Origin of the sequence: Photobacterium sp. TY1-4, assembly GCF_025398175.1 — a bacterium.
Taxonomy (GTDB): Bacteria; Pseudomonadota; Gammaproteobacteria; order Enterobacterales; family Vibrionaceae; genus Photobacterium.
The window spans coordinates 17,831-32,804 of the sequence record NZ_CP099737.1 but is presented as its reverse complement, the minus strand read 5'-3'; the positions used below and the strand labels follow the sequence as shown (position 1 = coordinate 32,804).

The window sequence follows — 14,974 nt, the reverse complement described above, 5'->3', positions numbered from 1 at the left end:
TTTCACCGTGCCTATGGTCACAAATTTTTAGTCACAGCCGCCATAATACTAAAAACCTGTGACCATAGCAGGGCAAAAACGCTGAAATGACTAAAAAAGTGTGACCATGTGAGCAAAGGGGACCGTCTGACTAAAAATTTGTGACCTTCAGACTAAAAAAAAGATCATTTAGACTAAAAATATGTGACCTCAGACTAAAAAAATGTGACCACTGACTAATTTTTTGTGACCTGTGACTAATTTTTTGTGACCTTTAGGCTTGTATGGCATTGATATTAAAACGTTTTTCAGACCCTATAGATCTTATATACTCTATATACTTTATAGAAAAATATATATTGTTATATATACCTGTGGATTGTGGATAACTCTTCGAGTTAACACAGCAACCCACAGGTTCAAGGCCATCAAATTCCTTTTTGTTTTTCCAGCTCTTTGATGATCGTGTCATCGTCCTGAGCCGCCAGAAAGGCCAATGCCGCCTTCACAGCCTGCGAGCGATTACAACGAAACGAGCGAACCTTCAACGACAGCTCATCAACCAGCTGATCATCATGCTCAGTCAATGAGAACGTCACCCGTTTGTAAGTCTTTTCGCTGGCTTTCGGTTGTTCTGATTTCTGCGTTGTTACTTCCGCCCCCCGAGCGAACTGATCAATCTGCTCCTGGGATGGTTGACGAGTGCGAGGTTTAACCACGGAACACCTCCTCCATCAGTGCACTGATTTCAGCTTTGGCTTTGGCATCTTTCCACTCAAAGATGGTTTTGCCTTCTGAGATACAATCCCGGAATGCTTTACGGTCATAGATTAGCGAAGTAGCAACGCCGAACTCCGGAAATTCTGCCAGGTAGGACTTTGCCTCATCCGCTTCTTTGATCACCGGGTTGGTCGGACACATATTGAGGACCAGGTAACCTTTCAAGTTCGGGTTGAGATCCTGGGCTTGCAGAAAGACTTCGGTCAGGTGCGGCAGGGTATCCAGATCATACTGGGACGGACGGGAAGGAGAAAGCAGCACGTCAGCGATCACCATACCGGTCCGGAGCTCCCGGCTGTCGCGACCGGCGGTGTCGGCAACAACATAGTCGTAGCGCGCGGCCAGATCTTTCAAGGTCTGGTTGATATTGCCCGATGCCTGGACGTGCGGAATATGCTTCAGCATTTCCTGCTCCTGGCGATCCTGCGCCCAACGTGCCGATGAGCCTTGCGGGTCGGCGTCAACCAACATGACATCTTTGCCCTGGTGTACCAACCAGCCGGCAATGTTAACAGCCAGTGTCGATTTACCGCAGCCGCCTTTCTGGCTGCCGAGAAGAATGATTTGTCCCATAGCCTAGTCCCCAAATATAAATAACTTACCGAAGTGTAATAACTTACGTAAGTTAAGTAAACCAACGGTTTACCTGGGGAAGCGCTTTTCAGAGACAGAGCACAGAAGTTGATGTGTGCGGATATTGAGTATTAATATTAGATCAAAAACATAAAGTTATAGTGCGTCAGAAAGATCTTATTGATCGACTCATCCTGCAAATAACAAATTCGCCATTTCATCCCCACCCGAGATCACCCGTGTCGTCGATATTCAAAAAACTGTCACAATTCCAAGCTTGGTATGGTTGAGGTATCGGAAACCGACCAGAGGAAAGCCTTACGATTAAACGCACTCAGGGACGAGCAGACACGGTGAGCTGTTGGCGCAGCGAGCCGTGATCAAGAGATAAGAAATCAGACCTCTTCATTGTGCCGCTTTGCTGCGGTCGCATCAACTCGTCCGCTTTGAACTGACTCTCAGAATTTCAGGAAACCTGTTTTTCCTGGTCGTTGCGGGCAGACCAACGCCAGCGACTTTAAACAAGTGGGCGGCCTCCGGGTTCGGAGAAACCAACAAGCAGGTGACAGCAAGGTGTCCGTCTTGACGGGGACGCGTGCTCCTGTGTGGCGCAGTCACGGGAGCCGATAAGCAGGTACAGGCTGACGGGTGATAACCACAACAGCCCGGCTGTGAGGTATGACTCAGGAGTAACTTACGTAAGTTAAATAACTTGCGTAAAACACGAGCGCAAACCAGTCGGGAAACGGGAGAGAGTAACGCCTCGACCTGCAGCGGTGTTGGCGGACCGTGCGACTATGCCCAGCCCAAACTAATCTGTCGCAGAACAACCGCACCTGATAAAGCACGTTGCTGAAAAGCCACACAAGGATCCTTGATGGGAAGGGGGTTGATGCTAACGCAATTGTCTGGCATCACCCAGCCCCCGTCATAGATACCTGTTCGAGAAAAACGGACGGTATTTTCGAACACATCCCCCTGAGCGATGCCCTATTCCCTCAAAGCAAAACATTTACCCCTATGTGCTGCGCAAAATTTTTTCGCGCTGTACGGAAATAACAGCGGTTGTTCGTACACCTCCCGGCGACCGACAACATAATTACAGCGTCACTTGAAGTCACCCGAAAGCTGCAACCCCCGATATGATCCCTGGGTGAAATTTTGCTAATTCTGCTGGCAATACCCCGCAGGAATAAGCGATGCGATTTCTCAAACTCAGGACCGATCACAACCGCACCCGCCGGGACGGCAGCCGTTACGTCACTCCGCTGATCGTGGATGCGCCGCGCCGGTATGCGCCCAGCCACAGCCGCAAGGAAACCAGCCTGCGCCGGACCCGCTGCCAGCTGATCACCGGCGCGCATGACTCCGGCAAAAGCCGCTGGCTCAGCCGGCTTCGCGACAACCGCCACGAGATCTGGGGGCGGCAACCCCAGCCGGTGCTGCTCGAGGGGCTGATGCCGCTCTCGAGCTGGGTCGAAATCAAGGGCATCGAAGCCTGGTACGCGACCTTCACCGAAGAAGCCGAAACCCGGACGCCCTGGGCCCGGCTCAATCTGCAGCAGAAAGCCGATCTGCTGGCCGACTACCTGCTCGACACCCAGGCGCTGCTGTTCATCGACGATGCCCACAAGCTCACCGGCCGCAAGGCCCAGATCGCCCGCAAGTGCATGCTCTCGGCCAAACTGTGGCTGGTTGCCGCCAGCGAGGAAGGCCGGCTGCCGCCGTCCATCCGGCCGATCATCGAGCGGCGCGATCCGCAGCGCACCAACCTCGAGAGCGATGTCAGCTACGACACCACCCGGGCGCTGATCTGGTTCTTGGTCGCGATGTGCATCGTCTCCGGCGCCTGGGAAGCCGGCGCCGTGATCGGCGGCCTGCAGATGCTCGGCACCGGGAGGCGCTCGACCCGTGCCGAATAACCACCGTTCACAAACCCGTCGGAGCATCCGAATACTCGCCGTGCTGGCCGCCCTGCTGCCGCTTTCAGTCCCGGCCGCCGAACCTCAGAGCCCGGACAGCCAGGCAGACGCCGCACAGGCACAAACGCAGCATCCAAAAGGATGGGGGATCAGCCTGCCCTGGCAGCAGCCCACCGAAACCCCGCCGGATATCCGCCCGTTCGAGCTGCCGACCCTCAAGGGCACCCCGCCCAGCTTCCAAACCCCGATCCCGGCGCTCAAGAGCGCCCCGGTAATCGACCCCGACGCCATTTTCACCGTCATCAACCGCTGCTATCCGGAGAAGAGCAAATTCAACATCGACCTAAAAATCGTCGCCGGAGTCCGTTCCAACGTTGACCAGTACGACCGCAGCGACTGGCCGGAGATCACCGATCACTACATCGGCCTGGTCGGCGAGATGCCGCTTTATTCCAGCACCGAACAATCGCGGGAGCGGGAATGGGAGCACAAGCGCCGGGTCAGCGTAGCCCAGAGCGTCGCCCGTTTTGCCGAAGCCCTGGCGAACCGCAACCATGCTTACCGGGAGATCGGACTGTACCTGGCACTGGAAGCGCGGTCCCAGGCCCGGGTCAAACAGGGGATTGCCAACATCACCGAGCAGGTCGGGTACCTGGAGAAAGTCGCCGCCGCCCAGCGCGATATCCTCAAGTTCGAGGCGCAAATCGTCGAGCAGCGCCTGGCGCTGAGCTCGATGTGCGACAACCAGCGCATCGACCAAGTTAACCGGTACCTGCAGCGCCTGGCCTACCTGCCGCCCCCCTCACCTCCTCAACCAACAGAGGCCCGGCCGTGAAGTGGTTCAACCATACCCTGATCGCCTGCGCGGCCTGCGCGGTGATCTCCCCGCCTCATGTTGCCGCCTGCGTGGCCGGCGCGACCGCCCCGGACTGGATGGAGTACCTGGCCAAAGCCGGCGGACGCCACCTCAAGCACCGCGGGCCGACCCACATTTTTACCCACTGGCTGATCGCCGCGCTGGCCTTCACCTTTGTCTGGGATTACCACGGCCTGCTGAGCGCATTCGCCTGGGGCGGGGTGAGCCATATCCTCACCGATGCGATGACGGTGAGCGGCGTGCCCTTCTCTCCCTACAGCGACCGGCGATTTCATCTGTTCGGCGGCCGCTTTCGCACCGGCGATCCCATCGAGTACGCCATTGCCGCCCTGGTGGTGATTGCCTGTATTGGCCTGAGTCACCTCACCGGCGGCAGCGGGTTTGCGCCGTTCTTCTACGACTGGGGCGGGCTCTACCAGGAAGGACTGATTGACGGCGCGGAGTGGAAGGCGAACCGGTTCCGGTTGATTTAAGTAAGATATGTAACTTACACAAGTTACGCAAGTTACGCAAAACGAGTAACTTACGTAATAATTAAAACTATGAAAATTAAGGGAAATAACAGGGATGAGCATAACAGAATCGAAGGAACACGGATTCACCCTACTGGAAATGATCGTGACCTTAGGAATTGTGCTACTCCTGGCAGCATTCGCAGTGCTGACGTTTATGCCGCTACAGGACCAGGCCGCTATGGAACACCTGGCGATCGAATTCAGAGGGGAGCTCATGAACGCACGCCACAGCGCTGTCCGTCTGAACACGGATGTTTACGTCCATACGATCAACCTGACATCCACTCCGACCCAAACTGACAACTGGTGCCTGGTTGTCAGCACCAGTGCAACCGAGAACGACTGCGATGGCAGAAACGAGACCCTGAGCATACTACAGGGCAGCCGCTATCGCGGGCTCACCATCAGTCGCCACCCGACACGCTCAAGTATCAGATTCACCCCGATGCAGGGCTTCCCGGATTTTTACCCGGGGGACGTCAGTATCAAACTGCTGAATTTTCACCTGACGCCGGCAAAACCGATGACGGCCAAGGTTATGTTCAACGGTAAAGGGCGTGTGTGCGGGGAGTAGTCTGGAATTAATGCTTGTTCGTTAAAAATATTCAAAAAAATTAGCGTCTTATTAATATTCATTGGTATACGTCTGGTGACAAATAACACAACAAAAAAAACAGGTGAATCAAAAATCATTTATAGATTTATTAACATGTAACATTATTAAGATTTTAGAACAGGAATATAGATTTCATTTGTAATTAAAATTAACGCTGACTAAACTTCCAAACAAAACAAACTAAAAATCATGACACGATATGAAATCCACAAACAAGAAAATACAATCACTATTATTAATATTAACAGTAACTATATCAATATTAATATACCCGCACGAGTCAATCGGAAATGAAAATAGCCTTTGGGAGATAAATGAAACTATAAAAACCACTACCGATTCAATAGAAAAATACAATTTGAAGCTAAAATTGCATTTACTTAACCCTCATAAACCAATAAGAGTTAACTTACCATTACCTCAAAAAACAATCGAAGCAACAATTAATCCAAAAGATAGTAAAGACCTCAGGTTATCATCACAACAGATGGCATGGTCTGGGGAAATACGCAACAGTCATGAAATTTTTATTCTGCGTATAGACTCTAGTTACCAGATCCGGTTAGCTACGCCTGGCCGTATCTACACTATTCGTTCAAATGATGGAGTTAATGGAGTAATGGAGTCATATGATCCAGATTATTTTAAGGATGATGACCATCAAGTTATTAACTATGTTATTAACCAAGTTAAAAACATAAATATGATAGTAAGCTGTGATGATGAACATACAAACATCGATATCATGGTTATTTACACACCTAAAGCACGTGACGCAAGTGGCGGTGACACTCAGATTAAAAATCGAATAACTAACGCAATCGCTTTAGCAAACAATGCTTTAAGTATCAGTCAAGCAGAGTTTAGAATTAATGAAGTATATTCTGGACTTGTTGATTATAATGAACCGAACTTAGGTGTGGATAAAGTGAAATTATTAAAAAGCTTGCAGAACCCTTCTGATGGAGTCCTCGATTACATCTACGGAATTAGAGATGATGTAAAAGCCGATTTAGTTTCCCTAATAGTTGAAGAAACATCTAATCAATCATGTGGCAGAGGAAATACAGTTTTTGAGGCCGATAAACCAGGTTCTGACTCCGAGGCATTTACTGTTATCAAGCGTACGTGTGCTGATACTTATCTATCACTTGCACATGAAGTTGGGCACAATTTTGGCGCTCTTCACGACCGGGGTAATACCGACCCCTCCAAAAGCCCATTTAATTATAATTTCGGGCATATCCAACCAAACCCAAGTGGATCTGAAAGCCCTTGGAGCACGATAATGAGTTATCCGTGCCCAAATTGTACCCGAGTAAGCTATTTCTCGAATCCAAATGTTTTATATGACGGCGATCCAACAGGGAGACCTGTAACCACCGAGAACCCTGAATATAACATTTTGGTTTTCAATCGAAATGATGAATATATAGCCAATTATCGTTGCCAGAGCCGATCAATAGGTATATGGATGAAAGATAGCTGGGAAGATACCGGTCTTGAGCCTGATCCAGCTACTAGCGGGAAAGCAATGTGGAAGTCTCCATACATTTGGATTCGACATGCAGAAGATACCTTGAGAGAGCATGAACATGATCACCAAGATCCTAAGTTAGGTCATGAAAACCACCTGTATGTAAAAGTTCATAATGATTCCGCGGCTAACCAAACAGGAAAATTAGAGCTGTATTACGCCAATGCTAGCACCAACCTTAATAACCCCTCAGATTGGACACTAATAGCTAGTCATAATGAAACAATTAACCCGGGCGTTTCTGTCATACGAACATCATGGAACAACCTGCCAGGGGCTGGGCATTATTGTTTGTTAGCACGCTGGAATGATGATGGAAGCTTATTGAGTTTTAACCACCTTAGTTCAGCGGTACAAAATGACAATGATCTTATATGGCGCAATGTGAATATTATCGATATAAATTCATCTTTAGATATAAATACTGGTAAATTTTTAATGAAAGGACACAAAGAATTTAATAAAACAAACCTCACTTTAAACTTAAACCCTAGAGGCGTTAATAATATAAACTGGAGTAACATAATAGGAATCACTTTAAATGTCGACCCGAATATATTACCTAAATCTCCAAATTTAAAAAACCTGATATCACTTGGTAATGGTAAATATAGAGTACCTATCAAAAAGATGTCAGATGACATTTTGATTGGACCTTTCATGTTAAATAGTAATCAAACGACAGAAATAAAACTGGATATATCAGTTGACAAATCTACTGCAAGCAAGGTGTCAAATGACATTATTGAAAATCAGTTTTTTGATATAGATGCAAAGCAAGTATCCACATCTGATAATCAATTCGAACTAGGAGGAGTCACTTTTACTTTAGTGGTTAAAAACAATCAAAAATGACTATCGAAATTCAAAGCACTCACCTTTAAATGTATTACATATATATTTAAAGGTGAGATATCACTATCAACCGAAATGCATCATATATTTGAAAGGATTTACTTTTAAGCATACCCCACTGCGACCACCTGATTGCGGCACAAAACCCTTCACGCGACCACTCAAATGCGATAGCATAGTTTGCGACCACCTATATGCGATATTCAGGACATTTTTGACAAAAGGACGCGCCGATGTTCATCCGGGCTTACCTGCGGGCCTCCACCGACGAGCAGAATGCCGAGCGGGCCAAAGACACCCTCAACCGCTTTGCCGCCGACCACAACCAGCGGATCGCCAGCTACTACATTGAGAACGTCAGCGGCGCCCAGCTTGAGCGCCCGGAGCTGCAACGACTGCTGACCGACACCCAGGACAACGACATCCTGCTGGTCGAGAACATCGACCGCCTAACCCGCCTTAACGAAAGCAATTGGAAGAGCCTGAAACAGAGCATCGAGCAGAAGGGGTTGCGGATTGTCAGCCTGGACGTGCCGACCTCCTGGCAAGCCATCGACAGCGCGCGTATGACCAACAACGATCCGATCATCAAAGCAGTGCTCGATGCCATCAACAACATGCTGATCGATCTGATGGCCGCCATGGCCCGCAAGGACTACATCACCCGGCGCGACCGCCAGGCCCAGGGGATTGAGCGCGCCAAAGAAGAAGGCAAATACCGCGGCCGGCAGGCCGATCCCGAGCGCCACCGCAAGGTGCATTACTACCGTAATGAGAAAGGTCTGAGCCTGAGCGAAGTGGCCGAAGCGACCGGCTACAGCCGATCGCAGGTGTGCCGGATTCTGGCTAAAACATTAAACAATACTGAAGAACCCAACGAACAATGACCATCAAAAACGATAAAACAGACAGCAAAAGCAGACGCCTGAGGAAAAAACTCTATTTGGGCGAATTCGCAGTCAAAGGGTTTGATTTATCATTCACCTATTCGGCAGAAGAATCCGGCGACGATGCCTTCTTTGACGACTTCATAGAAATTATCGAAAAGAGAAGCCTCTGCATCGGCGGCTGGGCTGAATGCGCCTATGTCACCGGGTACAAACGATACCAAAGCGCTACAGAAGAAGATCGCACAGCCATCATTGATTGGCTGCGCCGAGATCCCAGAGTGACATCCGTCATCGCAGGTGAGCTGGAAGATGCGAACTACAACTTTTAACCACTGATTTCAGACAGCATAAGAAGCCATATGAATAAACCATGGAGCAAACTTAAGAAATCGATCGAGGCACTATGGGATCCAGCTGCCGGACTGCGGATTCATTGCAGTGTTTACCGCATGGACAGCGCACACGGAGGAACAGATTGCCCAAGGTACTGGATTGCCCAAGGCAAAACGATCATCTGGGATTACCCGAAAGATTTTCCTGCAGAGGCACAACCCGAGTACGGCGGCAAATATCCGTATACAAATGATGCATCAGATATCTCGAACCTGATCCGTGACTATATCGATACCCCGCAATCTGAGCTGATGACAAAACGATTTGAAGACAGGTGGGGGCTGGCCGACATCCTGCGCTGCGCTGACAGGCGTATCGGACTGAAACGTCTGGAAAATACCTATTCAGAACAAGGGTCGCCGGCAACAAGCAAGATCCTTGATACCAGGCGCAAAGGTCGCTGATATCGAGTTCACGACGAACATAAAACGTAAGAAGCGCAGGTAATCGGATTTATCCCAGCTCTGCGCTCGTTGCAGCTTTAAAGCTGCATCATCTCATCATGAAAGGCAGTTATCGCCGGAAATGACCACTCCACATCATTGTGCGCTCCAACAATGCTCCTAGCTATATCTTCGCCGTTATGGCGAACAACACGACCATCGCGGAAAAAAACTTGAACATGGCAATCAGAGAGCTGCCAAGAGAAATAAAAATCTTCGTCTTCATCATCACCGGCAACAGATGAAGGCGAAGGACGCTCCCTTTCGTACCACGACCACGGACACCACGCTTCACACCGCCCCAGTAGGCATCGTCAATTTGAACGTAACCATATATTGGCATTGCTTCTCAGTCCCGTAGGTTTTTATAAACTGATGAATAGAAATGCCTTTTTGAAATTGAACTTGATTTTTAGCCAAGATAATGACCTCCTAAAATAACTTAACACCAAGTATACTTCAGGGGGCTGATTATTAGGGGTAATCAAGAGGAAAATAGCCCATAAACAAGTGACTTAGTCGGCATATTTCATTACCGCCTCCCCTTCCTTATTGACCAAGGTCACTTTGCTCCGACAGGCCTGTAGCAGTCTCATGGCAGACATATTACTAATAACCACTGATTATAGAACGGACACCCAGGAACCCAATAGCATGACAGAGGGATTTAAGGAGGCAAGGCAAGAACTTGTCACCTACATGAGAAACCAGCTTATCGGTCCCATAGGTGGGGACAAAGAAGAGCTGAAAGATGCCCCACATAAACGCTACTTGATGGGAACACTCTTCCCGCCAGCAGCCTGCGTCGACGAGACAGACGAAAGCCAAGGTGAGGACTCCACAACCGAAGCGCTCAGCAATGATTTCAAGCCCTCCTCCATGGCAATGTCATTCGCCGTCAAAGCCGATACCGTGCTAGCACTACAGGTCAGCGCCGGTCAATACCAGAAGAAAGGCCAGGCCGCAGAATGGCAAAGGGCACCGCTCAAGCACCCCGAAGAAATCCGAGTATCGGAATCCAGCAAAAAAGAAATCTTCGGCGGGAAGGCCCGGCTGGATATATCAGTTAGGCCGTATGCCGGAGGGAAGGTCGTCACAATCGCGCTCTCCAACAAGGAAGACTCGGGTGACAGGCTGGATCCGGCCAAATGCCTTTACCAGTGTGCCCTGAGCGTGACCGTAATAGCGGGATGTATAAAAGAATACCCAAGCAGCGACCGATTCAAGCTGGACGACGAACAGAAGGATCTCGATCTTGCCTACCGCAAGCGGGTGCCATGGGCTGTAGGGCACGGCGTCGCAGTGGACTGGGATCTTGACCAAAATGCAGTTCCTACAACTATACGAACCGAGTCGATGCCGACACACGAAGTGAAAGACTTCAGCACAGATATCGACGCCGCCAAATATCCCGAGCTGGACACGGAGATCCTGAGCATCACCAGGATTGCCGACCCGGGCAGTGCCAGCCAGGAAGAACTGCTCGCTGGCTACGACCAGCTCATCACGACCTACAGCCGATGGATTGACGAGCTAGAAGCCGAGCCACTTGCCCATCGATACCATGCAGCCCAAGAGCGAACCATCGGGCGCCTGAGAAAGGCGGCCGGGCGTATGCGCAAAGGGATTGGGCTACTGCGCAGAAACAAAGCCGCGATGAATGCATTCCGGCTGGCCAACAAAGCCATGCTGATGCAGATGATCCATACCGGTGACGAACTCGCCGGCGAACTGAAAGACAGGGACTGGGGCTATACAACGCCAGACTACTTTTCTAAAGATATCGTAAAAAACTACCAATGGCGTCCCTTCCAGCTGGCTTACCAGCTTCTGGTACTCGAGTCGATGATACCTGACCCGGAGACCAACCAGCTGTCGTCATCCCATGACGATGTCGACCTGCTATGGTTCCCGACCGGTGGTGGCAAGACAGAGGCATACTTGGCCGTTGCTGCCTGGGAGATGATTTACCGCCGCCTGACCAAAGGCAGGAAAGGCGGTGGTACTGCCGTTATCAAAAGATATACGCTGCGCCTGCTGACCTCCCAGCAGTTCCAGCGTGCGGGCAGCCTTATATGTGCTCTCGAGATCTTGAGAAAAGGTGATGCGAAGCTAGGAGAAGAGTCGTTTACGCTGGGGCTATGGGCTGGACAGGCTAGTACCCCCAATGACTTCAAGTCCGCCCATGAGAAATTCACCGTTGCACGCCAGGACCAGAAGCCGGAGAGCAGCTTCCAACTCCAGAGCTGCCCTTGGTGCGGGACAAGAATCCTTCCTAGGGAATACGACGAAGATAATACTGCCTATGGAATCCGTTGCAACTCGGACAGCAGATTCGAGTTTTTCTGCCCTAGTCAAAAGTGTGATTTCCACCATCAGCTCCCAATACAGGTTGTTGACCAAGCACTCTATGCCGCCCCGCCAACCTTACTGATTGGAACCATCGACAAGTTCGCCCGGATGACATGGAAAGCAGAAGCTGCATCATTCTTCGGCGACGGTAAGGTCCTGCCGCCATCGCTGATCATCCAAGATGAGATGCACCTCATTTCAGGGCCGCTGGGAACCATCGCGGGCATTTACGAGGCCGGCTTCGACACCATAATGGAGGTGCTGGGCGCCAAGCCCAAAGTGATAGCGGCAACGGCGACTATCCGTGCTGCGCAGCAGCAGTCAACACGCCTGTTCGGGCGCAACGTGAACGTATTCCCCCCTGCGGGCACCGACGAGGCCGACTCTTTCTTCTCTAAAGAAGAAAAAAGCAAGCCCGGCCGCCTGTACGTCGGCATCATGCCCTCCGGCCATACCGGCCAGACCTCGCTGGTCCAGTCATGCGCCGCGGCACTCCAGGCCCCCTTCGAGCTAGCTTTCAAAAGTGATACTCTCGACAGCTACTGGACGCTGCCGGTCTACCACAACAGCCGGAGGGAGCTCGGCAAGACCATGACCCTCGCAAGGGACGATATTCCCGAGCGTATCAAGGTCATTGCCAGCGAGCCCCGCAATATACAGTGGGTCGAAGAACTCAGTGCCGGGATCAAAGGGTCGAAGATCCCAGAGGTACTCAAGGATCTCGGCCTGGCGGCACCCGCAGCCATAGACGTACTGCCATGCACGAACATGATATCTGTCGGGGTCGACATCGGCCGCTTGGGTATGATGATCATCGCCGGCCAACCCAAGGCAACCGCCGAATATATCCAGGCATCCAGCCGCGTGGGCCGTTCCAAGAAACGTCCGCCGGGAATCGTCATTACACAATACTCGCCGACAAAACCGAGGGACAGGTCCCACTACGAAACGTTCAAGAGCTACCACCAAGCGCTGTACCGCCATGTCGAGCCAACCAGCGTAACCCCGTGGGCACTGCCGGCCCTTGAACGGGCTTTGCATGCGGCACTGATTGCTGCCGTCCGTGTAACGGGGTACCTGAGGATAAACGAAAGTGCTAAGCACTTCAGTGCCTACAACCCACAGTTCCAGACAATTTACGGGATCCTCGTCAGCAGGATAAACGCTGCAATGGCAGGTATGCCGCAGAACGAGCAGGAAGGGGCGCTGCAATACCTGCAGAGCCTTATCGATACATGGGAGGAGCGAGCCCACCGCCGGCAGGGCAGCGTAACCCAGTACGAGTCTATCAATGCCGGGCCGCAGTTCCCTCCCCTGATCCAGCCATTCGAAAGCAACAGCCACAACGAAGCATGGAAGACCCTGAACTCCATGCGTAACGTAGATACCGAGACAAACCTGTATATCCGAGGGGAAGTGTAATGTCCGAATCAAACAAAGCATACCGGAGCTCGCAGCTCATCAGCCCTTTCGGACCAGGTTCTATTATCGAGATAGGCGACGAGTCACTCGTCCTCGCCGACCCGCAGCTCTGGCCTAAGCAACTAGAAGAAATAAAACTTGACCGCCTAGCAAAAGAAGCCGGAGTCTGGGCTCTAAAAAAGCCGCCGGTAGTAAAAAACAGGTATGACAGGGTCACTCCAGGAAATTCCCTGATGACTGTGCGCTTCCCCATGTGGATGTTCTGCCCGCGCTGTAGACGTATGGAGATGTGGACAGTAAAAAGCGGCAAACGCAATCAAGACGGCGTTCCCGTATGCAAGAACCCCAAGTGCAACGACAAGGTATTGGTGCCAATGCGTTTTGTTGCAGCCTGCGAGCACGGTCACCTGCAGGACGTTCCCTGGATTCGCTGGGCCCACAAAAGTAAGGGAAAAGACCAGAGAACAACATGCGAACATCCCGAATTATATTTCAAGTCTGATCCGAAGAAAGGCAGCGGCCTTGAGGCCCTGTACGTGGAATGCGGCAACCCCGGCTGCGGTGCGCATAATTCGTTCAAGGAACTCCTGAGCAAGGAAGCCCTAAAAAACTATGCCTGCTGTGACAAACAGCCTTGGGAGATCTACAAGGATCTTAGTGATAGGAAATGTGACCAAACCATGAGGGTGTTACAGCGCGGTGCGAGCAACCTCTACTACCCCATCATCCGCTCGGCACTCGATATACCACACGAACAGGTGAGCAGCGGCAGCGGTACCTACAATCGGATCAAGGAATCGGACGACTTCGAGTTCCTAATACTTGCAGTGGAACGAGGCCGGGAGAAAAGAATACGGAGTGTTGCCAAGGACATAGCAGAAGAGTTAGGTCTGACGGAAACAGAAGTTATCGCTGCCGTCACCAAGCAAGAGAAGGAACAGCGTACCTTCAAAATCCCCAAGGACGGTGATCTCCGCCTCGCAGAGTGGGATATATTGACATCGGACGACATAGAGCAGAAGCAGACAGGTACCTTCAAGGCGAGAGTGGCCAGTTGGGAAGATGCAGAAACCTTCGGCTTCGACAAGGTCCTGAACAGGGTGGTCCTGCTGGACAAGTTGCGTGGGGTCAGTACGTTCTGCGGCTTCGAACGGATTTCACCAAACGACAACGTGGTTCAGCCCCAGAGCAGCCAGCAGGCGCAGTCTTGGCTGCCGGCCACAGAGGTCTACGGCGAGGGTATATTCCTAGAGTTCAGCGAGGCTAGGCTGAATAACTGGGAAAGTACTATCCACGGGGAAATAAAAGATAGGCTGAATGATTTCAGGAGCCGACATGCAAACACCTCATCGACCTATCTTCCAGAACCAGATATCAAGTTTCTAATTCTGCATACCCTTTCGCACCTGCTTATCAGGCAGCTCAGCTTCGAAAGTGGCTACTCCAGCGGCTCGCTGCGCGAAAGGATATACGCCGGCGAAAGCCAAGCAGGGATACTGATCTATACCGCCGACGGGGACTCAGAAGGCAGCCTCGGAGGGCTGGTACTACAGGGCGAAGCCAACCGCCTGTTCCCGGCAATACTGGCAGCACTGGAAACCGCGAACTGGTGCTCCAACGATCCGGTATGCAGCGAGATGGAGGCCCAGGGCGTGATGGGACTGAACAAGGCTGCCTGCCACTCCTGCACGTTGATATCCGAAACCAGCTGCGAACACAACAACCTGCTACTGGACAGAAAAATCCTGATAGGAGACGAAAACTACCAAGGTTTCTTCAGCGGTATATTGGCCCGTGCACAAGAGGGCTATGAATAATGA

13 protein-coding genes and 1 pseudogene are annotated in these 14,974 nt (G+C 51.1%); 10 read left to right on the top strand and 4 right to left on the bottom strand.

Annotation, left to right across the window (positions count from 1 at the left end):
• Positions 1 to 407 precede the first annotated feature (407 nt).
• Entirely contained in the window at positions 408 to 698 is a 291-nt protein-coding gene (locus NH461_RS25785) for a hypothetical protein (protein WP_261604706.1), read from the bottom strand.
• Positions 691 to 1,332 (bottom strand): AAA family ATPase, encoded by a 642-nt coding sequence (locus tag NH461_RS25780; RefSeq protein ID WP_261604705.1) that lies wholly within the window; start codon positions 1,330 to 1,332, stop codon positions 691 to 693. Before NH461_RS25780 ends, NH461_RS25785 begins: the two co-directional genes overlap by 8 nt.
• 1,199 nt (positions 1,333 to 2,531) lie before the next feature.
• On the opposite strand from NH461_RS25780, the gene NH461_RS25775 reads away from it, so the two are divergent.
• The 8 genes from NH461_RS25775 to NH461_RS25740 all read left to right on the top strand — a co-directional run bounded on the left by NH461_RS25775 (position 2,532) and on the right by NH461_RS25740 (position 9,341).
• A complete protein-coding gene (locus NH461_RS25775) occupies positions 2,532 to 3,254 on the top strand; it encodes a hypothetical protein (protein WP_261604704.1) in 723 nt (240 codons plus the stop codon).
• A 148-nt stretch (positions 3,255 to 3,402) separates the two neighbouring features.
• A complete protein-coding gene (locus NH461_RS25770; RefSeq protein WP_261604724.1) occupies positions 3,403 to 4,089 on the top strand; it encodes a hypothetical protein in 687 nt (228 codons plus the stop codon).
• Complete coding sequence (locus NH461_RS25765) at positions 4,086 to 4,604, top strand: metal-dependent hydrolase (protein WP_261604703.1); 519 nt, start codon at positions 4,086 to 4,088, stop codon at positions 4,602 to 4,604. The genes NH461_RS25770 and NH461_RS25765 overlap by 4 nt, the downstream gene beginning before the upstream one ends.
• Positions 4,605 to 4,698: 94 nt before the next feature.
• Positions 4,699 to 5,220 carry a GspH/FimT family pseudopilin gene (locus NH461_RS25760; protein WP_261604702.1) on the top strand — a complete coding sequence of 174 codons (522 nt, stop codon included), beginning with the start codon at positions 4,699 to 4,701 and terminating at the stop codon, positions 5,218 to 5,220.
• Positions 5,221 to 5,461: 241 nt separating this feature from the next.
• On the top strand, positions 5,462 to 7,654 hold the full coding sequence (locus NH461_RS25755) for a zinc-dependent metalloprotease (protein WP_261604701.1): 2,193 nt from the start codon (positions 5,462 to 5,464) through the stop codon (positions 7,652 to 7,654).
• Between the two features lie 233 nt (positions 7,655 to 7,887).
• The gene (locus tag NH461_RS25750; protein ID WP_261604700.1) at positions 7,888 to 8,541 is read left to right on the top strand and encodes a recombinase family protein; all 654 of its coding nucleotides are present in this window, start codon (positions 7,888 to 7,890) and stop codon (positions 8,539 to 8,541) included.
• A complete protein-coding gene (locus NH461_RS25745) occupies positions 8,538 to 8,873 on the top strand; it encodes a YggL family protein (RefSeq protein WP_261604699.1) in 336 nt (111 codons plus the stop codon). Before NH461_RS25750 ends, NH461_RS25745 begins: the two co-directional genes overlap by 4 nt.
• 30 nt (positions 8,874 to 8,903) lie before the next feature.
• On the top strand, positions 8,904 to 9,341 hold the full coding sequence (locus tag NH461_RS25740; RefSeq protein ID WP_261604698.1) for a hypothetical protein: 438 nt from the start codon (positions 8,904 to 8,906) through the stop codon (positions 9,339 to 9,341).
• Between the two features lie 163 nt (positions 9,342 to 9,504).
• Here the strand turns inward: NH461_RS25740 and NH461_RS25735 are convergent, their stop codons facing one another.
• Together NH461_RS25735 and NH461_RS25865 are read right to left on the bottom strand one after the other, a co-directional pair.
• A complete protein-coding gene (locus NH461_RS25735) occupies positions 9,505 to 9,723 on the bottom strand; it encodes a hypothetical protein (RefSeq protein WP_261604697.1) in 219 nt (72 codons plus the stop codon).
• Positions 9,681 to 9,800: pseudogene (locus NH461_RS25865) on the bottom strand (IS1595 family transposase); the annotation flags it as partial. The pseudogene NH461_RS25865 and the gene NH461_RS25735, both read right to left, overlap by 43 nt.
• A gap of 234 nt (positions 9,801 to 10,034) precedes the next feature.
• Here NH461_RS25865 and NH461_RS25730 point away from each other — a divergent pair.
• Both NH461_RS25730 and drmB read left to right on the top strand, forming a co-directional pair.
• A complete protein-coding gene (locus NH461_RS25730) occupies positions 10,035 to 13,154 on the top strand; it encodes a DEAD/DEAH box helicase family protein (RefSeq protein WP_261604696.1) in 3,120 nt (1,039 codons plus the stop codon).
• Positions 13,154 to 14,971, top strand: a complete 1,818-nt coding sequence (gene drmB / locus NH461_RS25725) for a DUF1998 domain-containing protein (protein ID WP_261604695.1) — start codon at positions 13,154 to 13,156, stop codon at positions 14,969 to 14,971. The genes NH461_RS25730 and drmB overlap by 1 nt, the downstream gene beginning before the upstream one ends.
• The last annotated feature ends 3 nt before the right edge of the window (positions 14,972 to 14,974 follow it).

Excerpts from the sequence above, each read along its gene's own strand:
- NH461_RS25775 (WP_261604704.1), top strand. The coding sequence starts at position 2,532 with ATGCGATTTCTCAAACTCAGGACCGATCACAACCGCACCCGCCGGGAC.
- drmB (WP_261604695.1), top strand. The coding sequence starts at position 13,154 with ATGTCCGAATCAAACAAAGCATACCGGAGCTCGCAGCTCATCAGCCCT.
- NH461_RS25760 (WP_261604702.1), top strand. The coding sequence starts at position 4,699 with ATGAGCATAACAGAATCGAAGGAACACGGATTCACCCTACTGGAAATG.
- NH461_RS25730 (WP_261604696.1), top strand. The coding sequence starts at position 10,035 with ATGACAGAGGGATTTAAGGAGGCAAGGCAAGAACTTGTCACCTACATG.
- NH461_RS25745 (WP_261604699.1), top strand. The coding sequence starts at position 8,538 with ATGACCATCAAAAACGATAAAACAGACAGCAAAAGCAGACGCCTGAGG.
- NH461_RS25780 (WP_261604705.1), bottom strand. The coding sequence starts at position 1,332 with ATGGGACAAATCATTCTTCTCGGCAGCCAGAAAGGCGGCTGCGGTAAA.
- NH461_RS25750 (WP_261604700.1), top strand. The coding sequence starts at position 7,888 with ATGTTCATCCGGGCTTACCTGCGGGCCTCCACCGACGAGCAGAATGCC.
- NH461_RS25740 (WP_261604698.1), top strand. The coding sequence starts at position 8,904 with ATGAATAAACCATGGAGCAAACTTAAGAAATCGATCGAGGCACTATGG.
- NH461_RS25755 (WP_261604701.1), top strand. The coding sequence starts at position 5,462 with ATGAAATCCACAAACAAGAAAATACAATCACTATTATTAATATTAACA.
- NH461_RS25735 (WP_261604697.1), bottom strand. The coding sequence starts at position 9,723 with ATGCCAATATATGGTTACGTTCAAATTGACGATGCCTACTGGGGCGGT.